The organism is Robertmurraya mesotrionivorans (assembly GCF_050971805.1).
GTDB lineage: Bacteria > Bacillota > Bacilli > Bacillales > Cytobacillaceae > Robertmurraya_A.
Genome location: NZ_JBPCCH010000003.1, coordinates 339,833 through 363,157 on the forward strand (window position 1 = coordinate 339,833; position 23,325 = coordinate 363,157).

22 protein-coding genes are annotated in these 23,325 nt (G+C 39.4%); 2 read left to right on the forward strand and 20 right to left on the reverse strand.

The features are described 5' to 3' along the window. The 3 genes from sdaAB to ACRX5O_RS07995 form a co-directional block, all read right to left on the reverse strand. Positions 1-663, reverse strand: coding sequence for an L-serine ammonia-lyase, iron-sulfur-dependent subunit beta (sdaAB, locus tag ACRX5O_RS07985; RefSeq protein WP_433905451.1), 663 nt, complete (start codon positions 661-663; stop codon positions 1-3). A gap of 169 nt (positions 664-832) precedes the next feature. Next, positions 833-2,509 carry a DAK2 domain-containing protein gene (locus tag ACRX5O_RS07990; protein ID WP_433905452.1) on the reverse strand — a complete coding sequence of 559 codons (1,677 nt, stop codon included), beginning with the start codon at positions 2,507-2,509 and terminating at the stop codon, positions 833-835. 81 nt (positions 2,510-2,590) lie between these two features. Continuing rightward, the gene (locus tag ACRX5O_RS07995) at positions 2,591-2,953 is read right to left on the reverse strand and encodes an Asp23/Gls24 family envelope stress response protein (protein WP_119707502.1); all 363 of its coding nucleotides are present in this window, start codon (positions 2,951-2,953) and stop codon (positions 2,591-2,593) included. A gap of 317 nt (positions 2,954-3,270) precedes the next feature. Here ACRX5O_RS07995 and rpmB point away from each other — a divergent pair, with 317 nt between their 5' ends. Then, complete coding sequence (gene rpmB / locus ACRX5O_RS08000; RefSeq protein WP_066053137.1) at positions 3,271-3,459, forward strand: 50S ribosomal protein L28; 189 nt, start codon at positions 3,271-3,273, stop codon at positions 3,457-3,459. Positions 3,460-3,645: 186 nt separating this feature from the next. Here the strand turns inward: rpmB and spoVM are convergent, their stop codons facing one another. From spoVM to ACRX5O_RS08085, 17 genes are all read right to left on the reverse strand, one after another. After that, on the reverse strand, positions 3,646-3,726 hold the full coding sequence (gene spoVM, locus ACRX5O_RS08005; RefSeq protein ID WP_019381739.1) for a stage V sporulation protein SpoVM: 81 nt from the start codon (positions 3,724-3,726) through the stop codon (positions 3,646-3,648). A 93-nt stretch (positions 3,727-3,819) separates the two neighbouring features. Further along, complete coding sequence (locus ACRX5O_RS08010) at positions 3,820-4,458, reverse strand: thiamine diphosphokinase (RefSeq protein WP_433905453.1); 639 nt, start codon at positions 4,456-4,458, stop codon at positions 3,820-3,822. A gap of 56 nt (positions 4,459-4,514) precedes the next feature. Continuing rightward, on the reverse strand, positions 4,515-5,159 hold the full coding sequence (gene rpe, locus ACRX5O_RS08015; RefSeq protein ID WP_433905454.1) for a ribulose-phosphate 3-epimerase: 645 nt from the start codon (positions 5,157-5,159) through the stop codon (positions 4,515-4,517). 2 nt (positions 5,160-5,161) lie between these two features. Then, positions 5,162-6,046 (reverse strand): ribosome small subunit-dependent GTPase A, encoded by an 885-nt coding sequence (gene rsgA / locus ACRX5O_RS08020; protein WP_433905455.1) that lies wholly within the window; start codon positions 6,044-6,046, stop codon positions 5,162-5,164. A gap of 46 nt (positions 6,047-6,092) precedes the next feature. Further along, entirely contained in the window at positions 6,093-8,060 is a 1,968-nt protein-coding gene (pknB, locus tag ACRX5O_RS08025; protein ID WP_433905456.1) for a Stk1 family PASTA domain-containing Ser/Thr kinase, read from the reverse strand. After that, positions 8,054-8,815, reverse strand: a complete 762-nt coding sequence (locus tag ACRX5O_RS08030) for a Stp1/IreP family PP2C-type Ser/Thr phosphatase (RefSeq protein ID WP_433905457.1) — start codon at positions 8,813-8,815, stop codon at positions 8,054-8,056. The genes pknB and ACRX5O_RS08030 overlap by 7 nt, the downstream gene beginning before the upstream one ends. A gap of 6 nt (positions 8,816-8,821) precedes the next feature. Continuing rightward, entirely contained in the window at positions 8,822-9,907 is a 1,086-nt protein-coding gene (rlmN, locus tag ACRX5O_RS08035) for a dual-specificity RNA methyltransferase RlmN (protein WP_433905458.1), read from the reverse strand. Between the two features lie 4 nt (positions 9,908-9,911). Continuing rightward, a complete protein-coding gene (gene rsmB / locus ACRX5O_RS08040; protein WP_433905459.1) occupies positions 9,912-11,258 on the reverse strand; it encodes a 16S rRNA (cytosine(967)-C(5))-methyltransferase RsmB in 1,347 nt (448 codons plus the stop codon). Beyond that, a complete protein-coding gene (gene fmt, locus ACRX5O_RS08045) occupies positions 11,255-12,205 on the reverse strand; it encodes a methionyl-tRNA formyltransferase (protein ID WP_433905460.1) in 951 nt (316 codons plus the stop codon). Before fmt ends, rsmB begins: the two co-directional genes overlap by 4 nt. Beyond that, the gene (gene def / locus ACRX5O_RS08050; protein WP_433905461.1) at positions 12,202-12,687 is read right to left on the reverse strand and encodes a peptide deformylase; all 486 of its coding nucleotides are present in this window, start codon (positions 12,685-12,687) and stop codon (positions 12,202-12,204) included. The genes fmt and def overlap by 4 nt, the downstream gene beginning before the upstream one ends. Before the next feature lie 66 nt (positions 12,688-12,753). Next, entirely contained in the window at positions 12,754-15,156 is a 2,403-nt protein-coding gene (priA, locus tag ACRX5O_RS08055; protein WP_433905462.1) for a primosomal protein N', read from the reverse strand. After that, positions 15,153-16,361, reverse strand: coding sequence for a bifunctional phosphopantothenoylcysteine decarboxylase/phosphopantothenate--cysteine ligase CoaBC (coaBC, locus tag ACRX5O_RS08060; protein ID WP_433905463.1), 1,209 nt, complete (start codon positions 16,359-16,361; stop codon positions 15,153-15,155). The genes priA and coaBC overlap by 4 nt, the downstream gene beginning before the upstream one ends. A 108-nt stretch (positions 16,362-16,469) precedes the next feature. Then, positions 16,470-16,682, reverse strand: a complete 213-nt coding sequence (rpoZ, locus tag ACRX5O_RS08065) for a DNA-directed RNA polymerase subunit omega (RefSeq protein ID WP_119707491.1) — start codon at positions 16,680-16,682, stop codon at positions 16,470-16,472. A gap of 3 nt (positions 16,683-16,685) precedes the next feature. Next, complete coding sequence (gene gmk / locus ACRX5O_RS08070) at positions 16,686-17,300, reverse strand: guanylate kinase (protein ID WP_119707490.1); 615 nt, start codon at positions 17,298-17,300, stop codon at positions 16,686-16,688. Positions 17,301-17,309: 9 nt separating this feature from the next. Next, the gene (gene remA, locus ACRX5O_RS08075) at positions 17,310-17,573 is read right to left on the reverse strand and encodes an extracellular matrix/biofilm regulator RemA (protein ID WP_066053091.1); all 264 of its coding nucleotides are present in this window, start codon (positions 17,571-17,573) and stop codon (positions 17,310-17,312) included. A 59-nt stretch (positions 17,574-17,632) separates the two neighbouring features. Further along, positions 17,633-18,508: a YicC/YloC family endoribonuclease gene (locus ACRX5O_RS08080; protein WP_433905464.1), complete on the reverse strand. Its 876-nt coding sequence runs from the start codon at positions 18,506-18,508 to the stop codon at positions 17,633-17,635. A 78-nt stretch (positions 18,509-18,586) separates the two neighbouring features. Beyond that, a complete protein-coding gene (locus ACRX5O_RS08085; protein WP_433905465.1) occupies positions 18,587-21,265 on the reverse strand; it encodes a calcium-translocating P-type ATPase, SERCA-type in 2,679 nt (892 codons plus the stop codon). A gap of 338 nt (positions 21,266-21,603) precedes the next feature. On the opposite strand from ACRX5O_RS08085, the gene ACRX5O_RS08090 reads away from it, so the two are divergent. Beyond that, positions 21,604-23,313: an Rqc2 family fibronectin-binding protein gene (locus ACRX5O_RS08090; protein ID WP_433905466.1), complete on the forward strand. Its 1,710-nt coding sequence runs from the start codon at positions 21,604-21,606 to the stop codon at positions 23,311-23,313. Positions 23,314-23,325: the final 12 nt, after the last annotated feature.

Below are 23,325 nucleotides of genomic sequence, written 5' to 3' on the forward strand. Positions count from 1 at the left end.
CTATTCTACAATTTTGGCAACCTTTACCACATGGTCAAGCGCTTCTAATTCTTTAATAACTGAATCGTCAATATTCTGATCTACTTCAATCGTCATTAACGCAAGCATCCCTTTTTCTTTCCTTGAAACTTCCATATGTCCGATATTTAGCTCGTGTGAAGCTAATATATTTGAAACACTGGCAATCGCACCAAAACGGTCATTATGAACTACTAAAATCGCTGGGTGGTGACCTGATAACCTTAGCTCAAAACCATTCAACTCAGTGATTTCGATTTTGCCACCGCCAATAGAGATTCCTACTAACTCTAACTCTCCTTGATCGTCACCAATGAATACTTTAGCTGTATTCGGGTGTTCTGGAATCGCTTCTTCTTCAATAAATGTGATTTCCATTCCGTTCGTTTGAGCGATAGAAATGGACCCAATAATTCGTTCATCAAATGTATCAAAGTCTAATAATCCGCCGATTATTGCTACATCTGTTCCATGTCCTTTATATGTTTGTGCAAAAGAGCCGTAAAGAGAAATTTTCGCCCACTTTGGTTCACGGCCAAAAAGGCTTCTTGCTACTCTTCCAATTCGTGCTGCCCCTGCTGTATGTGAGCTGGAAGGACCAATCATTACAGGACCAATAATATCAAAAACACTTTTGTACTTCATCACTTTTCCCCCTTGTGGAGAATATCCTATTTACACTTAATGGTTTCCCACATTGTATTATACATTATTGTATGAAAAAAACATTGTAGTTTCTTCTATTTCCACTATCTACAAAGTGGATTTTTTCAAATGAAAGGAAGCACAGCTTTGAGCCATGCTTCCATAATATTTATTCAACCGAGAAAATGAATGCATATAACGGTTGTTTTCCATCGTGGATTTCGATTTCAACATCACCGTAATTTGCTTCTACAAACTGGACAATTGCTTCTACATCCGCGTCTGTTGCATCTTCACCTTTTAAGATCGTCAATATCTCAGATTCTCCATCAAGAAGCTGATCTAGGAGTTTCGTTGCAGAGACAACTTTGTCTTTATCCTTAACAACGATTTTCCCCTCGGCAATTCCCATGAAGTCATCTTTTTCAATCTCAAGGCCATCGATACTGGTATCGCGGACGGCATACGTAATTTGACCTGTTTTTACATTTTGTAATGCTTCTGTCATTCCCTCTTTATTGCCTTCTAGGTCTGCACCTGGGTTAAAGGCAAGAAGAGCAGACATCCCTTGTGGAACAGTTTTAGATGGGATAACAATCGCATCTTCCTCTGTTACTTCGGCTGCTTGTTCAGCTGCCATGATGATGTTTTTGTTATTCGGCAAAATAATAACTTTCTTTGCGTTCACTTCTTTAATTGCCTTAACGATATCCTCCGTACTTGGATTCATCGTTTGTCCGCCTTCAATAACAGCATGTGCACCAATACTCTTAAACAATTCTGCAATTCCTGAGCCCATAGAAACGGTTACAATACCGTACTCTAGCTTTTCCTTCGGCTTTGCAGGAGCGCTTGCTTTCTCATTCGAATCGGACAACAAATTCGTATGTTGCTCACGCATATTTTCAATTTTTAAGTTCACTAAGCTTCCATAGGTTTGTGCATACGTTAGCACATTTCCCGGATACTCTGCATGAATATGTACTTTTACAAGCTGATCATCAGAAATAACCAAGAGAGAGTCACCGTGCTGACTTAAATCTTGACGGAAGATTTGCTCGCTAAATGGTTTAGAGTGGAGTTTCTCGTCGTCCAACTTGACCATAAATTCTGTACAATAGCCAAACTCGATGTCTTCTGTGTTCATATGGCTTTGTACACTCTTGTGATGTTCTGCATTGACTAGATCATCCATTGAGGATGCTAGTGAAGGACCTTCAGGTAATTTTTCTCCCTTTAGTACCGCTAGGAAGCCTTCATACACAAACACAAGCCCTTGTCCGCCACTATCAACTACTCCTACTTCCTTTAATACCGGTAGAAGATCAGGTGTACGCTTTAAGGATGCCTTTGCTTCTGCAACTACTGCCTCCATAATTGTAACAATATCATCTGATTTTTTCGCTGCTTCAACTGCTTGCTTCGCAGAGTCTTTTGCAACCGTTAAGATTGTTCCTTCCACAGGCTTCATAACCGCTTTATAAGCAGTAATCACTCCTGCATCAAGAGCAGCGGCAAATTCAAATGCATTGATGCTAGCTTTTGATTCGATTGCTTTAGAAAAGCCTCGGAAAAGCTGGGATAAAATAACACCAGAGTTTCCTCTTGCACCCATCAACAACCCTTTGGAAAGCGCAATACCAACCTTTCCAATATGGTCTTGAACATTATTTCTTACTTCCTTTGCTCCAGAAGTCATCGATAAGTTCATATTTGTTCCAGTATCACCATCTGGAACGGGAAACACGTTCAGTGCATCCACATATTTTGCATTAGAGGACAAATGATTCGCTCCTTGTAGCACCATTTCAGCGAAACGTTTTCCATCTAAAGATTTAATTGACACAAGTCTTTCCTCCTCACTAATGTTCGTCACTACGAACGTACCGCTCTAGGAAGCCTAAGCTTCCTGAGCAACGCATTTTACTTACGGGTTCGTGACGCGAACACCTTGAACGTAAATATTAACTGAGTCAACGGCAAGGCCAACTGTTTTGTCTAAGGTATATTTCACTTTTGATTGCACATTATGAGCAATCTCAGAAATTTTTGTACCATAGCTAACAATTATATACATATCAATATGTACTTCATCATTTTCCTGACGAACAATTACACCTCGAGTAAAGTTCTCTCTTCTTAATATTTCCGTAAGGCCATCTTTTAGTTGATGTTTTGAAGCCATTCCTACTATACCGTAGCAATCAACAGCTGCTCCTCCAGCGATTGTTGCAATTACTTCATTTGAGATATCAATTTGTCCGAAATTTGTTTTCAGTTCGATGGACATAAATGCTTCCCCCTTTGGAATTTGCTCCTTAACTACAGTCATTTTACTATATGGACTTCAAATTTAAAAGTCATATTCCCCGCCCTTATAATAGAGCATTAAGATTTTACCTATGTCAAGGAAATTTTCTTGAAACCTTTTGTTACAACTGTTGCATTCCGAATGGTTGTATGATAAATTATTAAAGTATCTTTTAATGCTTGAAAAACGGACAATCCGCTATTTTCACATTAAATAAAACTTGAAAGCAATTTTACATTGCATTTTAAAGATGAACAAATAATGCTTCACCTTTGATAGTAAGGAGGGAAATGTATATGCCACGTAAATGTGTTGTAACTGGTAAAGGAACTCGTTCAGGTAACGCACGTTCTCATGCTATGAACGCTAACAAGCGTACTTGGGGTGCTAACCTTCAAAAGGTACGTATTCTTGTAGACGGAAAGCCAAAGCGTGTTTGGGTTTCTGCAAGAGCACTTAAATCAGGTAAAGTTGAGCGCGTATAATGTGTAAAGAGTATCCATCTGGATGCTCTTTTTCATTTTCCTTTTAAAACTAGCCTTCCCATTAACCTTTAGAAATAGACTTTTAATTATTCACAAAAAAATACACCGATGTGAATCTCTTACATCGGTGTACATTGGTTTTTAAGGTTGTCTTTCTTGAAAACGTGTTACAAATACCACTTTGGTTTAGCCCTTTTTAAACGTACCCAGCATCGCGCGGACAATGCCGCCTAAGAATTTCGGCAATTTAATCGTGTAAAATCTCATAATGTCCCTCCTCACCATCTCACGCATGAACAAGTTTCAGAACTCTCATTATCATATTCAAAATATAAAGATAAGTACTCAATATAAGGAAGTTTAATCGCGACTCCTTATCACCATTAATATGCCTTCCGAAAAAGATATAGTACCAATATCAGAAATTAGTTCATTGCTAATACATAAAGTGGAATGGACCGGAATATGACGATCTGTTAATGGATACTTAAAACCAACAAGGGTTAAGCCTTCTACCTCGCCATGGAAAGGAATAAAAGAAATATATGTGTACTCATTATTTACTTCTATTTTATGTGCACCTGCTTGGATTAATGAAATTATGTTTTGGCGATCAATGATTTCAATAGGAATCTCTTCATGTAATAGCACCGGTGAAAAAAGCAGCTGTACATTTGCAAAGAAATGATCCAGCCTCCCACCCGTAGCACCAAAGATACGAATTTTTTCCGGAGCTTGTTTGATTGCCCATGAAATCGCAATTTCCATATCCGTTTCATCTTTTTCTGGTGGAAACGTAAGTAATTCTCCAACATGTTTCTTTATAAACGATAGCTCTTCTTCCTCCACAGAATCAAAATCACCAAAGGCTTTTTCAACAAAGATTCCTTCTTTTATTAGTGTTAGTACTCCACGATCTACACCAATCCATTCTCCACTGAATGAGTGAAGAGAAGGGATAAGCTCTAATGGACCACCTGCTAATATATTGATCTCCATTTTGAATCCTCCTTGTAATAAGGAAAAGCTAGCTTTTAAAAAGCTAGCCAACAATCTTATCCTCTTATTTTTTCTATCGCTTTTTTTCTATCTTTTTCGTTGTATATAGCCGATCCAGCCACGAGAACATTCGCACCAGCTTCTACACACTTCCTAGCCGTTTCCTCGTTCACTCCACCATCTACTTCAATTTCAACGGATAGCCCTTTTTTGTCTACAAGGTCTTTTACCTGTCTAATCTTTGGAAGGACTCCTTCAATAAATTTCTGACCTCCAAAGCCAGGATTTACAGTCATTAATAGTACCATATCGATATCATCAATCACATGCTCAATCGTTTGAACAGGTGTTGCAGGATTTAGAACGACCCCTGCCTTTACTCCAAAGGATTTAATGTAGTGGACAGTCCGATGGAGATGCTTACAAGCTTCTACATGAACAGTAATATAATCTGCCCCTGCATTAGCAAACGCCTCAATATATTGGTCAGGATTTTCGATCATTAAATGAACATCAAGGGGTAGCTTGGTAATTGGACGAATCGCTTCTACCACCAAAGGGCCAATTGTTATGTTTGGAACAAAATGTCCGTCCATGACATCGACATGGATATAGTCGGCTCCTCCACGTTCTACATCTTTAATATCTTCTCCCAATTTTGAAAAATCAGCGGATAGTATGGAAGGTGCAATTTTCACCATAGTTAATACCTCGGCTTTCTCTCTTTGATTTCTTGAACAAAAAGCTCATAATGCTCATATCGATATTCAGGAAGCTCTCCGTTATTCACCGCTTCCTTTACCGCACATTTAGGTTCCTTTAAGTGAATACATCCACGAAATTTACAGTCTTCACTTAGTTTTTCAATATCAGGGAAGCAATAGTTTAAGTCCTCCACCTCAATGTCAGTGAATTCCAGTGAACTAAAGCCAGGAGTATCTGCAACTAACCCTTCCCCAACCTTGATTAATTCCACATGTCTCGTTGTATGCTTTCCTCGACCTAAATGGGAGGATATATCGTTTGTCTTTAAATCCAGATCAGGTCGAATTGCATTTAGAAGCGATGATTTTCCTACACCTGACTGACCAGCAAACACGGATATGACTCCTTTTAAATGCGGGAGCAGCTGCTCTAGCCCATCTTCCGTTTCTGATGAGGTTAAAATCACTTCATAACCCGCCTTCGTATATTGATCCCGGTAGGTTTCGATCTTTACTCTATCATCAGCACTCGTTAAATCCATTTTCGTCACACAAATAATAGGCTTGATTCGATTAAACTCAACTAATACAAGAAAGCGGTCGAGCAATGACGTACTAAAATCAGGTTCAACAGCCGAAAACACCAATATCGCCTGATCAACGTTAGATATCGGTGGTCTTACCAGCTCGTTTTTTCGATCCTTCACCTCTAAAATATAACCCTCAGATTCATTTTCAGCTTGGAAAACAACTTCATCTCCTACAAGTGGAGTCACTTTATTTAAGCGAAATACCCCTCTTCCTCTGCATTGAATCACTTGATTATCATCTGAGAAAACATAATAGAACCCACTTAATGCTTTAATAATTTTGCCTTCTGGCATACATACACTCCTTTAACAGAATGTGAACTACTGTTCCTATCCCCATTCAGCTTGAAGGGTATGGAACAGTTTGTTCATCGATAACTTCACCGTCCCTTTGAACTCTGTAACTAGCTTGCTGACCGGGAGCGATAATTAACTGAATGGTTCTAGTTTCTGTTTTTGTAATTTCAAAGGTTTGCACTGGTTCTGTGCTATTATGTTCCATATCCTCGATATAGATTTGGACACTTTGGGGAGTTCCTTCAACCAACGGCTCATAAGAGATGGTAATTTCCCTTGTTACTTCTTTCGGAATCTCCTCTTTTCCTTTAGAGAGGACTACGGTCACTTTAGACCCTTTTTGTAAATCTGTACCTGCAGAAGGCTTTTGCGAGACAACTAACCCTTCCGCTACCGTATCGCTAAATTCGCCCTCAGTTGCGATCTCAACGTATAATCCAGAGGATTGTGCGTACTCTTGGATTCCTTTTTCATTATAACCCGAAAGATCCTTGAGCTTTATTAACTGCGGCCCCTTACTAACGGTAAATTCCAGTTCCGTTTCTGCTGGAATAATTTCTTCCCCGCTAGATGGATCCTGAGAGATGATTTGTCCCACTGGGGCAGAATCATGGTACACTTCCGTTTTTGTAATGTCTTTAAAGCCCCTTGCTTCTAATAAATCAATTACATCATCATATTGACGTCCGGTATAATCTAGCAAAGTCCATTTCTCTTTGCCAATACTTAAATAAAGGTCAACTTCCTGCCCTTCTTTTACCGTTTTCCCTTCCTTAGGGTTTGTTTTTATGATGAGTCCTTCCTCTACTTCTTCATCTGTAACTTCAATCGTTTCGCCAATTTTCAAACCTTGCTCCTGAAGGATTTCCATTGATTCATCTAACTCTTTTCCAGAAACATCAGGAACTAGCACGTCTTTTGGTCCTAATAATGAAGGTAAAACTGTTACAGTTAAAACTGCAAGTATAACCAATGTAAGAAAAATAGATACAAGTACAATGGGCCATTTCCTCTTCTTTTTCTTCTTCTTTTTATCTCCGTCTTTGTCAGTTGTCTGTTGAAGAACAGGATGCTCTTTACTATGTACGAGAGTCTCATCAGAAGTTAGATACTGATCAGCGGTAATGACTGGAATTGCTTTTGTTGCATCATCATCAATCGGAAGAGCAAACTTCGGCTCGTCGATTCGATCAGGATCGAGGGCGGTTACTAAATCCATCTCCATATCTTCTACACTATCATATCGATGAAAAGGATCCTTTGCCGTTGCTTTTAATACAATATTTTCCACACTTTGTGGAATTTTTGGATTCCATCTTCTTAACGAAGGTGTTTCCGATTGTAAGTGTTTTAAAGCAATAGAGACCGCTGACTCACCTGAAAATGGCAGCCTTCCTGTTAACAGCTCAAACATTACAATTCCAAGAGAATAGATATCCGATTTGCGATTTGCCATTCCACCTCTTGCTTGTTCTGGAGATAAATAATGCACGGAGCCAAGCACTGAGTTTGTTTGTGTAATACTCGTCGCACTCATCGCCATAGCAATTCCAAAATCAGTAATTTTCACATTTCCTTCACGATCAATTAAAATATTATGTGGTTTAATATCCCTATGAACAATGTGATTTTGATGAGCATGCGAAATAGCTGAGGTTAACTGCTTCATAATATTAATGGCATCCACTACGTGTAACGATAGCTGCTGCTGTATGTATTGTTTGAGAGTTTGCCCCTCCACATACTCCATAACAATATAATAGATAGAATCTTCTTCACCAACATCGTATATACTAACAATATTCGGATGAGCCAAGCTCGTTGCGGATTGTGCTTCTCGGTGAAAGCGTCGAATAAATTCCTCGTCATTAGAAAAATCAAGTCTCAGTACCTTAACAGCCACGTCTCGATCTAAGATCATATCATGAGCAAGATAAACATTGGCCATTCCGCCGCCACCAATCATCTCAAGCACTTTGTAGCGGCCGCTTAAACGCTTCCCGATTAGCATGTATCCCCACCCCAATCATCGCCAACGTCAAATTGTAAAATGACTAAGGTAATATTGTCCTCACCACCATGCTCATTTGCAAGGTTGATGAGAGTGGTTGCCTTCTCCTCTAATTTTTCAGCATTTTTTAAAATACTAACCATTTCATCGATTGAAACCTTATTAGATAAACCATCAGAGCATAAAAGGAGGACATCTCCTTCTTCAAACATGATGGTGCGAATATCCATTTTTACGTCTTGTTCCGTTCCAAGAGCACGTAAAATAACATTTTTGCGTGGATGATGTTCTGCATCCTCTCTTGAAATTTGTCCAGTTCTAACAAGCTCATTCACAAGTGTATGATCCTCTGTTAACTGCTGAAAACCTGTATCATTTAAAATATAGCAGCGACTATCACCAATATTCAGCACAGTTGAAAATAATGGCGTAACAATGGCAGCAACAACTGTTGTTCCCATCCCTTCACACTCGGCGTGTTGCTGTGAATGCTGAAATACTACTTGATTGATATGAGGAATACTCTTGCTTAACCAGTCCTCTGCATGAGAGGCGGTTTCAATTCCACTTGAATCCTTCCACATCTCTTCTAAATGCTTTATCGCCATGGAACTGGCGACATCTCCTGCTCGATGTCCACCCATTCCATCTGCAACTACGCATAGATGCTGCCCATCACGGTTGATAAAGATTCCCCCACTGTCCTCATTATGCTGGCGAATCCGACCTCGGTCCGTTTTAAATACCGCTTTCACCTATTGTCACCTCGTCTCTTCTTTTCGTTCCTTTGCACGAAGTTGTCCACATGCTGCATCAATATCATGACCGTGCTCTCTACGAATCGTTACGTTTACTCCATGATTTTTTAACGTTTTTTCAAATGCAAAAATTTGATCTTTAGGTGTTCGAACGTAATCTCTTTCCGGCACATAGTTTACTGGAATTAAGTTTACGTGACATTTCACACCTTTAATGAGCTTTGCTAGCTCTTCGGCATGCTCAACCTGGTCATTTACGCCGCCAAATAGCCCATATTCAAAACTTACTCTTCTTCCTGTCTTCTCAATATAATAACGTACCGCATCCATTAAATCAGGGAGCTTATACGCACGGTTAATAGGCATTAGACGACTGCGAATTTCCGTATTTGGTGCATGAAGTGAAATCGCAAAGTTAATTTGCATACTTTCATCGGCAAACTGATAAATCTTCGGGATAATTCCACTTGTCGAAACCGTAATATGTCTAGCTCCAATATTCAATCCTTTATCATGGTTGATAATCTTCAAAAATGAAAGCATATCATTGTAATTATCAAAAGGCTCTCCTATTCCCATAATAACGACAGAGCTTACTCTTTCATCTGTTTCATCTAATGCTTGCTGTACTTTTACTACTTGAGCGACGATTTCCCCTGCTTCTAGATTTCGTTTCAGTCCACCTAATGTTGATGCACAGAAAGTACAACCAATTCGGCAGCCAACTTGTGTGGTTACACACACCGAATTCCCATATTCATGCCTCATAAGGACTGTTTCAATAGAGTAACCATCATGTAGTTCAAATAAAAACTTAATCGTCCCATCTGATGATTGTTGTTGAATAAGCGTATTTAGTGTGGTTAGTGAATAATGATTTTCTAACGTTTCACGTAAAGTTTTTGAGAGATTAGACATATCCTCAAAACTTGTCACTCTCTTTTTGTATAACCAATCAAAGATTTGCTCGGCACGAAATGCCTTTTCATTATGTTCTACTAACCATGCTTTTAAATCGTGTAATTCTATAGAGTAAATGGATGGTTTTTGCACGGATGTTTGTTCTTTTTCGATAGTTGTCTGTTCCATTTCTTTACACCTTCTTCCTTAAACTTGCAATATAAAATCCATCTGAACCAAAATCTTGAGGGAAAATCTGAAGCTGAAAGTCCGTCATAAGTGGCTGAATAGCCTTTGGCATCCTCTCAATAACCGAAAGGTCTCCTTCAAAATCTGTATGCTTTTGTAAAAACGCTGCCACTACCTCTTCATTTTCAGAGCGGTCGATTGTACATGTACTGTACACCAACGTTCCACCTGGCTTTAACAGTGGAGTAACAGAATCTAATAACTGCAACTGAATACTCTGAAGACGATTTAAATCCTCTTCTTTTTTTGTGTATTTCATATCTGGCTTTCTTCTCATTACACCAAGACCAGAGCATGGGGCATCAAGCAATATCCGATCGAACGTCATACCCTCAAACTCTTCTTGTACTTTACGACTATCCATAGCTTTAGTTTCTATATTTGTCAGTCCAAGTCGGGCAGCATTTTCATTAATCAACCTCACTTTATGCTCATGAAGATCTAATGAAATAACTTGTCCTGTTTCTTCTAGCTTTTCAGCGATATGAGTCGACTTTCCACCAGGAGCTGCGCATGCATCTAAAATCGTTTCATTTTGTTCGATTCCTAATGCATATGCTACAAGCATGGAGCTTTCATCCTGAATCGTAATCAAGCCTTCTTTAAAGCTTTCCGAATGGGCAAGATTTCCTTTTAAGCATTTAATTGCTTCAGGAACAACCACACTTTCCCCGACTTGAAAGCCTTCTTCTGAAAGCCTTTTGATGCAAGCTTCTCTGGTGATTTTATTTGTATTAACTCGTGCTGTTTGCATTGGTGCAGTTAAATTTATCTCACACATCTCTTTCGCTTTATTATACCCAAATTGCTCGATCCATCTTCTAACAAGCCAAGTAGGATGACTGGTTTCTATGGACAATCGTTCGACTTCATCCTTAATCTCATCCATATCTCTTATGCCTTCACGTTGCAAAGAGCGGAGAACACCATTAACCATCCCAGATATCCCTTTATGCCCTCTCTTTTTAGCAATTTCCACTGCCTCATGAATGGCTGCACGGTCGGGTATTTTATCTAAATAAAGCATTTGATATAACGTCATTCGCAGTAGCTGCTTCACCCAGTTTTCAAGCTTTTTTGGGTTTTTTATAAATGGCTCTAAGTAATAATCAAGAGTCATTTTTCTTTGTAACGTTCCGTATGTTAATTCCGTTAACAATCCAATATCCTTCGTTGCAATTTGATTCTTTTTAATCACATGGTTTAAAAGTAGATTGCTATATGATTGATTTTTTTCGATTTGCTCCAGAATGGTTACAACACTTTCTCGAACATTTGATTTTTCTGTCATTTGCTAACTCCTATACGATCTCCAACCTTTAAAAACGAACCTGCCCCACGTAAAAATTGATCGGCTGTCATTTTCTTTTTACCAGAAGGCTGGAGCTCAAGCACTTTGATCGCTGTATCATTGCCAGTTGCAACAACAAAACCATCTTCTTCGATCGCAATAATTTCTCCTGGATCTGCCTTTTTCACTGCCTTTACCTTCGTCGCACACCATAGCTTCAACACTGAATCTGAAAGGTGGGTGTATGCAACTGGCCATGGGTTCATGCCCCTGATATGGTTGTAAATTTCTTCGCCTGTTTTAGACCAAACAATTTTCTCTTCCTCGCGCTTTATATTATACGCAAATGTTGCTTCCTTCTCATTTTGGGGAATTGGTTCTAACTCCCCCTTAATCAGTCTTGGCAATGTGTCTAACAATAACTTAGAACCTGCCTCACTAAGCTTATCATGTAAAGAACCAACCGTATCTGTTTCTGTAATTTCTACTTCTACTTGAGTTAATATATCACCTGCATCAAGCTTTTCTGCCATATACATGATCGTAATTCCTGTTTTCTCTTTTCCTTGAATGATGGAGTAATGGATGGGAGCCCCTCCACGCAATTCTGGTAACAGAGAGGCATGAACATTAATGCATCCGAGCGGTGGCGCTTCTAACAGTTCCTTCGGAAGGATTTGTCCGAACGCTGCCGTTACGACTAAGTCAGGCTTTAAGCTTAATACTTGATCTAAGTCCTCTCTTACACGAATCTTTTCAGGTTGAAGAACAGGAATACCATGCTTTTCCGCTTCTACTTTTACCGGAGGTGGAGTAAGTACTCTTTTTCTTCCAACTGGGCGATCTGGTTGAGTAACTACACCGATCACCTCGTATCCTGCTTCTATCACACTTCTTAATACGGGAACAGAAAAATCAGGAGTACCCATAAATACTATTTTTGTCATTCGCTTTCGACTCCCTCTAACTCTTCTTCAGTCAAATACCTTGTTACTTTGGATGTAAATAGGATGCCATGAAGATGATCGATTTCATGAAGAATCGCACGTGCTAAAAAATCTTCTGCTTCGATCACAAACGCTTTTCCTTTTCGGTTTCGAGCTTTCACCTTTACAAAATACGGTCTTGTTACCTCTCCGTAAACTCCTGGGAAACTAAGACAACCTTCCGGACCTGTTTGTTCGCCGGACACTTCTAATATTTCAGGGTTAATTAGTTCAATCGTCCCCGACTCATCGTCTATATCAACGATGGCAATCTGTCTTGCTATGCCAATTTGAGGGGCTGCAAGACCTACCCCATCGAATTCAATCATAGTATCGTACATATCGTTTAGTAGCTTTTCTAGTTTTTTATCAAATACCGTTACTCTCTCACAATCTTGCTCAAGTACCTCTGCAGGATGAGTAACTAGCTTCTTTACCGTCAAAATACTTCCTCCGATTTTTTCATATTTATCACTATTCTCTACGAAAACAACTCGCTTCATAACCAACTACATGAGAATATAAGGATTCACGTCTGTAGAAATGGTTAACCCGGTTGTTGCAGATTCATGCTGATATTGATCAAGTACAGTTTTAATGGCACGACCTAACTGTGGCTCACGTTTGTATTTTATCAAACATTGGTATCTATATCTATTTTTGATTCGAGGGATTGGTGAGGCAACAGGGCCTAGAACAATCGCTTCTGGAGAAAGACTTTTCCGAATGTATCCGGTAATCTTCTCTGTCACCGACACCACCTTCATCAAATTTTCATGGCTTACTGTGATCAGGGATATATAGTAGAAAGGGGGATAATGGTGAAGCTTTCTTATTTGCATTTCCCTTTCATAGTACAAATCATAGTCCTGCTGAGCGGCAAACTGAATACTATAATGCTCAGGCGTATAGGTTTGTACAATAACTTCCCCTGTTAGCTCATGTCTTCCGGCTCTTCCACTTACCTGTGTTAGCAGCTGAAAAGTTTTCTCAGATGAACGGAAATCAGGGATATGCAGCATCGTATCAGCTGAAAGAACTCCTACAAGTGTAATCTTAGGAAAATCTAATCCTTTTGCTATCATTTGCGTTCCTAACAGAATATCTGCTTTTCCATCACCAAAATCAGTTAACAGCTTTTCATGCGCCCCTTTTTTTGAAGTCGTATCCACATCCATTCGGATAACTCTTGCCTCTGGCAACACTTTGCCAAGTTCTTCTTCAATCTTTTGTGTGCCTGTCCCAAAATAACGAATATACTCTGATTGGCATTCTGGGCATTGTGTTGGAACAAGGGACTCATAGCCGCAATAATGACACTTCATTCTCTCACTAAATCGATGATAAGTTAACGAAATATCACAATCCGGACAGTTAACAACATACCCGCAATCTCTACACATCACAAAGGAGGAATGTCCTCGTTTGTTTAAAAACAAAACTGTTTGCTCCTGCTTTTCGAGTCTATCCTTCAATTTTTCCATTAACACCCTTGAAAACATGGAGCGATTTCCTTCGCGAAGCTCTTCTCTCATATCCACGACTTCTACATGAGGCATCGGACCACTATTCATCCGGCTCGGTAATGTTAAAAGCTCATACACACCTTTTTTTGCACGAGCAAATGATTCGAGTGCTGGAGTTGCGCTTCCTAGTACAACTGGACAGCCATATTTTTTGGCACGTTGAATCGCTACGTCTCTTGCATGGTATCTAGGATTTTCTTCTTGCTTATAACTTGTTTCATGCTCTTCATCAATGATAATAATTCCGAGGTTTTCAAAGGGCGCAAAAATGGCAGACCTTGCCCCTACAACCACTTTTACTTCTTTTCTTTGAATCTTTCGCCACTCATCGTATTTTTCCCCTGTAGAAAGTCCGCTGTGCATGACAGCCACTTCATCTCCGAATCTTCCCTTAAACCGTTTCACCATTTGTGGAGTTAAGGCGATTTCTGGGACGAGAACGATCGCTTCCTTTCCTTTCTCTAACACTCGTTGAATCGATTGTAAATATACTTCCGTTTTTCCACTACCTGTTACCCCATAAAGTAAGAACACTTGATGAAGATCCTCTTCAATAGTTTGTAAAACGGGGGTAATAGCTATCGACTGCTCAGGAGTTAATGGCAAAGCCTGTGTCCGTTCAAATACACGATTTTCGTAAGGATCTCGGTACACTTCTACTTCTTCTTCCCTTAACATCCCTTTATTAACGAGACCCTTTATAGCAGATGAAGAGGTGTTTAATAGGTTCATCAATTGTTGTAAAGGAACTGGATCTGGGTTAGCTAGGAAAAACTCTATAATTTCCCTTTGCTTCGTTGCCTGAATGGATAATAGCTTGAGTGAATCAGATAGCTCCTCTTCATTCATATGCGGCATAACATACTTACGCTTTTTCTTATTCACCCGTTCCTTTACTTCATATATAAATTCAACATGTTTACTAGCGATTTCTTTTTGTAATACCTTCCATGCATCCTTTTCAATCGTATCAAAAGAAACAATTTGACTTTTCTCAAATACCTTTTGTAGGACCTGTGGCAACAGATTCAAATCGGTCGTCATGCGGATTTTTTTTTCGTATTTGGCTTTAAGTGCTGCCGGTAGCATTACCTGATAGGCAGAAATTCGATAACAAAGAGTTTCTTCAGATAACCAATCCCCAAGCTGTAAAAGTTCTTCATTTAATACCGGTATAATATCCATAGGAGCAATAATATCTCTAAGCTTTTCAAACTCTGAGCTAGGCTGAACGGAAATGACAAACCCTTGAATTTTCCGAGGCCCAAACGGAACAACCACCCTCATTCCTGGGGTGATCACCCCTTCTAAATGCTCAGGAATGCGATAATCAAATGGTCTGTCGGTTTGCTTAGCTGGGACATCCACAATTACACTTGCAATCATTCAGCTTCCTCTTTTGGTAGGAGCTTTAAAGCCTCTAAAAGAAGGGTTTTTGCCGCTTCTTGCTTTGTCATTAATGGTAACGAGATAGAATGTCCATCCCGCTTATAAATCGTTATTTTATTTGTATCTGTCCCAAATCCAGATCCTTCTTCTGCAACATTGTTTGCCACGATGATATCAGCATTTTTCTTCTCGAGTTTTCTCATTGCGTACTCTTCTACATGGTCAGTTTCCGCAGCAAAACCAACCAATACTTGGTGCTTTTTGATTTTTCCAAGCTCAAATAAAATGTCCTTGGTTCTTTCTAATGTGATGCTTTCATTGCCTTCCTGCTTTTTAATTTTGCGATCAGAAACCGTCTTTGGCTTATAATCAGCAACCGCAGCTGTTTTTACAATTAAATCACTAGATTCATATTGGGCGATTGTCTCATCAAGCATATCCTGCGCACTTTCCACATGGATAACCTTAACTCCCAGTGGCGGATCAATGGAAACAGGTCCTGTAATGAGAGTAACCTCCGCTCCAAGATTCCTAGCTTGTTCGGCAATGGCATACCCCATTTTTCCGGACGAAAAATTCGTAATATATCGGACAGGATCTATTTTTTCTCGTGTTGGACCTGCTGTTACAAGTACCTTTTTACTCTTTAAAGGAGTATTCGTAGGTTGGAAAAATTCAGCAATTTTCTCAACAATCGTCTCAGGCTCTTCCATTCTGCCTTTCCCCACATACCCACATGCTAAATAACCCTCTCCAGGCTCGATAAATCCATATCCGTAGCTTCGTAATGTTTCTAAATTCTTTCTCACTGCAGGATGGTCATACATATGAACGTTCATTGCAGGGGCAATCCATACCGGTGATGTTGCAGCCAGCAAGGTCGTAGTAATCATATTATCAGCGATTCCATTCGCTATCTTTCCAATGACATTCGCTGTTGCCGGAGCAACAACGATTAAATCTGCCCAATCAGCCAAATCAATATGGGCAATTACCTTTGAATTCTTTTCATCAAACGTGTCTATATGTACATCGTTTCTTGAAAGTGCCTGAAAGGTTAAGGGTGTCACAAATTTTGAAGCCGATTCACTTAAAATGACCTTTACTTCAAGCCCAGCTTGGGTGAGTTTGCTTGTTAAAGCTGCTGCTTTAAAAACCGCAATTCCCCCAGTAACACATAGTAAAATCTTCTTTCCTCTCACAGAAAAAACCTCCGTTCGATAAACATCTTTCTTCCATTATGCAAGAACCTAACTTCATTTGCATCTTTAAAACAAAAAACAACCTAAAATTTAGGTTGTTCCCCGTCTTTATTCAGCTGATTCGTCTTTTACGATACGGTAAGTAAGCTTATCGGCATGAATTTCTTCTAATGCTTTTCCAACCTGCTTATGAGAAACATACTTATCTAAGTGCAGGTTTTCTCCTTGTTGTAGCTTTCGTGCTCTTTTTGCAGCAACCGAAACTAGTGAATACTTTGAGTCAATTTTTGTCATTAATGAATCAATTGATGGATATAACATGGATTAATCTACCTCCAAAATTCTTCTATATCTAGGTTCTACTCTTTCACGACGTAAATGCTCGGCAATGACGATCGCTTTAATTCTTTCAACAGCTCTGTCGACTTGGTCGTTTTCCACAACATAATCATACAAATGCATCATTTCTAATTCTTCTCGTGCTGCATTCATTCGATTGTTGATTACATCCTCAGTCTCCGTACCACGTGTGACAATCCGGTTTTTCAACTCAGATAAACTTGGAGGAACGAGGAAAATAAAAAGTCCATCCGGAAACTTCTTTCTAACCTGTCTCGCACCTTGTACTTCAATTTCCAAGAATACGTCTTTACCACTATCTAATGTTTGTCTTACGTAATCAACGGGTGTCCCGTAGTAATTGCCCACAAATTCGGCATACTCAAGTAGCTTTTCCTCTTTTATAAGTTGTTCAAATTCTTCTCTAGACTTAAAGAAGTAATCAACTCCATCAACTTCCCCTTCTCTTGGAGCACGGGTAGTCATTGAAATAGAGTATTCAAAGGCGGTATCAGGCTGTGAAAATACCTCTTTCCTTACCGTACCTTTTCCTACTCCAGAGGGTCCAGATAATACAATTAATAACCCTTTTTCTTGCATGAATCAATCCTACCCTTCATCAATAATATCATCTTTATCATTTAATCGGGCCGCAACCGTTTCTGGCTGTACCGCAGAAAGAATAACATGGTCACTATCCATCACAATTACTGCACGAGTTCTTCTTCCATATGTAGCATCTATTAACGAACCACGATCCCTAGCATCTTGAATAATTCTCTTTATCGGAGCTGATTCGGGACTAACGATAGAAATAATTCGATTTGCAGAAACGATGTTTCCAAAACCGATATTTATTAGTTTAATTGACATGATTGTCCTCCAATCATAAGAATTATTTTTACCTTCCTAAAGCTTTTCTAAACCAAGAGCTATTCAATATTTTGAATCTGCTCCTTAATCTTTTCAATCAAGCTTTTTAACTCTACCACTTCGGTAGCTATCTTTGCATCATTTGCCTTTGATCCGATTGTATTTGTTTCCCTATTCATCTCTTGAACAAGGAAATCAAGTTTTCTTCCAACAGGCTCCTGATCATTAAGGAAGGTATTAAATTGCACAACATGACTATCGAGTCTTGCAAGCTCTTCATTGATATCTGCTTTATCTGCAAAAATGGCAATTTCAGTCACGATTCTCGCTTCATCCAGCTGCAGGTCTACATATTCTTGAATTCTCTTTTTTAACCGATTCGCGTATTGTTCAACCACAGTTGGCGCATATTGTCTAAGTGCTTGGACAGTCGATTGTATCTTTTCAATATGTGAGCGAATATCCTGTTGCAATGCCTTCCCTTCCGCTTCACGCATATTCACACAATTTTGAGCAGCCTCTAAGCTTGCATCTAACACAAGCTCTTCAATACACTCGGTGCCAGATTCTTGCTCTTCAATACTAAATATCTCGTCACGATTAAGTATATCCTTTAATGAAACACCCTCATTTATTTGAAAACGTTTCTGAATTTCCTTTATGTACTGAAGATAGTCCTCTAAGAGACTCCAATCGACTAAGAGTTTTCGATTTGTCAGTTCTTCACCTTCTATGGTAATGAAGACCTCAATTCTTCCTCTTTTTATGTATTCATTTAGATTCTTTTTTAGCTTATCCTCGAAGTTAGAAAGACTTCTAGGTATTCGGAAGTGATATTCGGCAAATCGGTGATTCACCGTTTTAACCTCAACAGTTACCTTGATATGTTCATTGCTGCGGATGCTCCTACCAAAGCCTGTCATGCTTCTTACCAAACCCAACACCCCATAACTTTTTGTGTATAGAAAAAGGTAATAGAGCTTTCTCTATCACCTTTTGGATTATAACATACTTTATTTATTTTTACTTGCCAAAAATGAACCTGCTAGTAAAAAAGTTGGGATGGAAGCAAAACCAATGACTAATAACCAATCACGAAGAGCCAGTGGAACGGTATGGAAGATTGGTTGAAATGGCGGATAGTACATAACTACTAGCATTAAAGCTAATGAAGAAATAACCGCCCATACAAGATACATGTTTCCGAATGGATTTCTTGAGAAAACTGATTTTTCACTGCGGCAATCGAAAACATGAATCAATTGAGCTAAAACAAGAGTGGCAAAAGCAACTGTTTGAGCATGGATTAAATCATTAGGATTTTCATTATACGAAATCATAAACGCAAGCAAAGTGGAAGTTCCAATTAAAAAGCCTCGCGATATGACCTTCCAACCTAACCCTCTTGCAAAAACTCCTTCTTTAGGACTCCGCGGACCACGCTTCATCACATTTTCCTCTGGCTGATCAAGACCTAACGCCATGGCTGGCAAACCATCCGTTACAAGGTTGACCCAAAGAATTTGAATTGGCACTAGAGGCAGTGGGAGTGCAAGCAACATGGCGAACAGCATCACTAATATTTCACCAACATTGGAAGCAAGCAGATAACGAATGAATTTACGAATGTTCTCGTAAATATTCCTTCCTTCTTTAATCGCTGCTTTAATCGTTGCAAAATTATCATCGAGAAGAACTAATGCAGACGCTTCTTTCGCTACATCTGTACCGGTAATTCCCATTGCAACACCAATATCTGCTGCCTTAATAGCCGGCGCATCATTGACCCCATCACCAGTCATCGCAACGATATGTCCTCTACTTTGTAATGCTTTTACAATCTTTAACTTATGTTCTGGAGAAACACGTGCGAATACTGAAACATCATCCACAACTTCTTCAAGTTCTTCTACAGACATTTCATTCAGTGCATTACCATCTAGTACCTTACTTTTTGGTGTTAAAATACCTAGCTGTTTGGCAATCGCCTTCGCTGTAATGATATGATCTCCTGTGATCATGACGGTCTTAATGCCTGCTTCTTTACATTCTTTTACTGCATGCTTCACTTCTGGTCGTGGTGGATCAATCATCCCTTGTAACCCGATAAAAGTGAGATCCTTCTCTGCTTCTCTTTCATCAAGGATGAGCGTTCCAGGTGATACCTCTCGGTAAGCAATCGCGATTGTACGTAACGCTTGAGATGCTAACCCTTCAATGGCATCCTTTACTTTTCCCTCCATGTCACGAGACATAAACTGTCGACGATTTTCCCAGAGGATTGATTCACTTTTTGAAATTAAGACGTCTGGGGCACCCTTTGTGACAATAAATTGTCTTCCGTTCGTATCCTTCACAACAACACTCATCATTTTCCGGGCTGAGTCAAACGGAAATTCTTTTACTAACTCATACTGCTTGTGAAGTTGGTCTCTTTTAAACCCTGCTTTTAGTGCAGATACGAGAAGCGCACCTTCTGTAGGGTCTCCGTCAATAACATATTCATTGTCTTTTTGAGTTATTTCGGCGTGGTTACAAAGCATTCCAAACATTAACATTTGCTGAAGTGCTTTTTCTTCTTTTATGGAAACCTTATGATCTCCCCGATAGAATTCGCCTCTAGGCTCATAACCAACTCCACCAACTTGGGAAACCTCTCCACCGCTCCATAAATGAGTAACGGTCATTTTATTCTGTGTCATCGTTCCTGTTTTATCAGAGCAAATAACAGAAGCACAACCTAGGGTTTCAACAGCAGGGAGCTTTCGAACGATGGCTTTTTGCTTAATCATTCGTTGAACTCCAAGGGATAAAGCAACTGTTACAATTGCAGGTAGACCCTCAGGAATCGCAGCTACTGCTAGAGATACCCCAGCTAAAAACATTGTATATAAATCGTGCCCGCCAAATACTCCTGCAATCACAACTAATACAGTTAAAAGAAGGGCTGCTGTGATTAAAATTTTCCCTAATTGCTCTAGTCTTCTTTGAAGAGGTGTTTCCATTGTTTCCGCATTTTGCAGCAGGTCAGCAATTTGGCCCATCGCCGTTTTCATTCCGGTTCCAACGACAACTCCAACACCGCTTCCCCGCGTGATCATCGTCCCCATAAAGGCCATGTTTTGCATATCACCAAGGCCAAGGTTTTCTTCTTGCAATTTGTTATCTGTTTTTTGTACGGGTAACGATTCTCCCGTTAATGCTGATTCCTCAATTTCTAAACTATTGGTTTCTATTAATCTCACATCTGCCCCGATTCTGTCGCCACTTGTAAATCGTAAAATGTCTCCTGGTACGACCTCTCTTGAAGCAATTTTGATCCAATTCCCGTCTCTTAAGACATATACTTGTGGCGCTGATAACTCCTTTAGTGCCTGAAGGGAACGTTCGGCTTTACGCTCTTGGAAAAAACCTAAAAATCCATTGATAATGACAATCGCGATGATAGCAATCGCATCTATATACTCACCTAACAGTCCCGAAATTAACGTTGCTGCTAATAAAACAAGAACCATGAAGTCTTTGAATTGACTAAAGAATAAGATTAAAGCGGACTGCTTTTCTCCTTCTTCTAGCTCGTTGAATCCATGTTGTTTTATACGATTTACTGCATCAGCCTCAGATAAACCGACCATGTAATCAGTATTTAAGGCTTTTTCTACTTCCTTTTTTTCCATCCCATGGAATTTCATCCGGCAATCCCTTCCTCCTTTTGATTAGGCTCTTTTCGTTCACTTGTTTGCTATAGGAGCAAGAAAAAACCGGAATTAAGGTTTTTTCTATCCCTCTACATACTGAATCAGGATGTTTTGACTCCATTCTGAGGAAAAGAGCACGAAACGTAATTAGATTCGTGTAACTCACTTAGTACGTAAAAACAACAAGCAATGCGAAAACTGCCACTAGTCTACAGAGTTGTCCCAACTCACTCTAAACTAAGCTTATTCAGCCTCGTCCAAAAAAATGATATAATTATTTCAAAAGTGGAAGCGACCGCTTTTTTGCAATTTATAGTAAAGGATGTTCTCTTATGTCATTTGACGGACTGTTTACGCGTGCTATCACTAAGGAGCTTTCTGAGGCTTTACGAGGTGGGCGTATTAATAAAATTCATCAACCATTTAAAAATGAAATCGTGCTTGTTATTCGTGCGGGCGGAAAGAACCATAAGCTGTTGCTTTCTGTTCATCCTAGTTACGCGAGGGCACAAATAACCACAGAGTCTTATGAAAATCCCAATGAGCCTCCAATGTTTTGCATGTTATTAAGAAAGCATTTAGAAGGATACATATTAGAGGATATTCATCAAGTGGGACTTGAAAGAATGATTGTTTTGGATGTGAAGGGAAGAAACGAACTCGGAGATCTGTCGAGCAAACAACTCGTAATTGAAATTATGGGACGCCATAGCAATATTATCTTAATTGATAAAACACGAAACATGATTTTAGACAGTATCAAGCATGTTTCTTATGCTCTTAACAGCCATCGTGCGATTCTACCTGGTCAGGAGTACAAGCTTCCTCCTGCTCAAAACAAATATAATCCTCTAGAGGCAACAGAGGAGGATGTGTTAAAGAGATTGGACTTTAATGCAGGAACAATGGATAAGCAGCTGGTTGAGCATTTTGCTGGTTTATCTCCTTTATTAGCAAAAGAAATCGTCCATGAAGCAGGCATTGCCAACCGGAATACCTTACCCAAAGCTTTTATTAGTCGCATGGAAAAAATTCAAACCCATCAAAATGAGCCATCGATTATGAATACCCACGGAAAAGAAATGTTTTATCTATTCCCGATGACTCATACATCAGGTGAAGTTCAGTCGTTTTCCAATATTAGTGAAATGCTCGACCGTTTTTATTTTGGGAAAGCCGAAAGAGACCGTGTGAAGCAGCAAGGAAATGATCTGGAACGGTTGATTATTAATGAACGAGATAAAAACAAGAAGAAAATCGATAAGCTTCAAAAAACGTTGGTAGATGCACAAAATGCGGAGGAATATCAATTATTCGGCGAGTTATTAACGGCCAATCTCTATGCAGTTGAAAAAGGAATGACATCCGTCGAAGTTATCAATTATTATGATGAGAATGCTGGAATGGTTACCATTCCACTCGATCCTCAGAAATCACCTTCAGACAATGCGCAGCGATACTTTACAAAGTATCAAAAAGCAAAAACAGCACGTAAGATTGTTCAAGAACAAATTGAAAAAGCGAACGAGGAAGTGCTGTATTTTGAGACCTTAATTCAGCAAATGGAGACCGCCTCTATCAAAGATATTGAGGAAATTCGTCAAGAGTTAATTGAAGAAGGATATATTCGTGACCGACAAAAAAATAAATCAAAAAAACAAGTAGTAGCAAAGCCAGTACTTGATCAATATGTATCCACCGACGGAACAGACATCCTCGTGGGAAAAAATAATAAGCAAAACGATTATTTAACGAACAAAGTAGCTAGTCGTGACGATTTATGGCTTCATACTAAGGATATTCCTGGATCACATGTTGTCATTCGAAGCAAAAATCCTAGTGATGCAACCATTCTAGAAGCAGCCAATATCGCTTCCTACTTTAGTAAAGCACGAAGCTCAAGCTCCGTTCCCGTTGACTTCACTCAGGTTAGACATGTAAAGAAACCAAATGGAGGAAAACCAGGCTTCGTCATATATGACAACCAACAAACGGTATACGTCACACCTGACGAAAACCTTATCATCCAGTTAAAAAAATAAGAAAAGCGTAAA

What these genes read in the sequence shown, in the direction of transcription:
- rlmN (WP_433905458.1), bottom strand. Translation starts at nt 9,907, where the DNA reads ATGGAACAGACAACTATCGAAAAAGAACAAACATCCGTGCAAAAACCA.
- priA (WP_433905462.1), bottom strand. Translation starts at nt 15,156, where the DNA reads ATGATTGCAAGTGTAATTGTGGATGTCCCAGCTAAGCAAACCGACAGA.
- rsgA (WP_433905455.1), bottom strand. Translation starts at nt 6,046, where the DNA reads ATGCCAGAAGGCAAAATTATTAAAGCATTAAGTGGGTTCTATTATGTT.
- rpe (WP_433905454.1), bottom strand. Translation starts at nt 5,159, where the DNA reads ATGGTGAAAATTGCACCTTCCATACTATCCGCTGATTTTTCAAAATTG.
- ACRX5O_RS08090 (WP_433905466.1), top strand. Translation starts at nt 21,604, where the DNA reads ATGTCATTTGACGGACTGTTTACGCGTGCTATCACTAAGGAGCTTTCT.
- remA (WP_066053091.1), bottom strand. Translation starts at nt 17,573, where the DNA reads ATGTCAATTAAACTAATAAATATCGGTTTTGGAAACATCGTTTCTGCA.
- gmk (WP_119707490.1), bottom strand. Translation starts at nt 17,300, where the DNA reads ATGCAAGAAAAAGGGTTATTAATTGTATTATCTGGACCCTCTGGAGTA.
- spoVM (WP_019381739.1), bottom strand. Translation starts at nt 3,726, where the DNA reads ATGAGATTTTACACGATTAAATTGCCGAAATTCTTAGGCGGCATTGTC.
- rpmB (WP_066053137.1), top strand. Translation starts at nt 3,271, where the DNA reads ATGCCACGTAAATGTGTTGTAACTGGTAAAGGAACTCGTTCAGGTAAC.
- ACRX5O_RS08085 (WP_433905465.1), bottom strand. Translation starts at nt 21,265, where the DNA reads ATGAAATTCCATGGGATGGAAAAAAAGGAAGTAGAAAAAGCCTTAAAT.
- rsmB (WP_433905459.1), bottom strand. Translation starts at nt 11,258, where the DNA reads ATGACAGAAAAATCAAATGTTCGAGAAAGTGTTGTAACCATTCTGGAG.
- rpoZ (WP_119707491.1), bottom strand. Translation starts at nt 16,682, where the DNA reads ATGTTATATCCATCAATTGATTCATTAATGACAAAAATTGACTCAAAG.
- ACRX5O_RS07995 (WP_119707502.1), bottom strand. Translation starts at nt 2,953, where the DNA reads ATGTCCATCGAACTGAAAACAAATTTCGGACAAATTGATATCTCAAAT.
- ACRX5O_RS08010 (WP_433905453.1), bottom strand. Translation starts at nt 4,458, where the DNA reads ATGGAGATCAATATATTAGCAGGTGGTCCATTAGAGCTTATCCCTTCT.
- pknB (WP_433905456.1), bottom strand. Translation starts at nt 8,060, where the DNA reads ATGCTAATCGGGAAGCGTTTAAGCGGCCGCTACAAAGTGCTTGAGATG.
- fmt (WP_433905460.1), bottom strand. Translation starts at nt 12,205, where the DNA reads ATGACAAAAATAGTATTTATGGGTACTCCTGATTTTTCTGTTCCCGTA.
- sdaAB (WP_433905451.1), bottom strand. Translation starts at nt 663, where the DNA reads ATGAAGTACAAAAGTGTTTTTGATATTATTGGTCCTGTAATGATTGGT.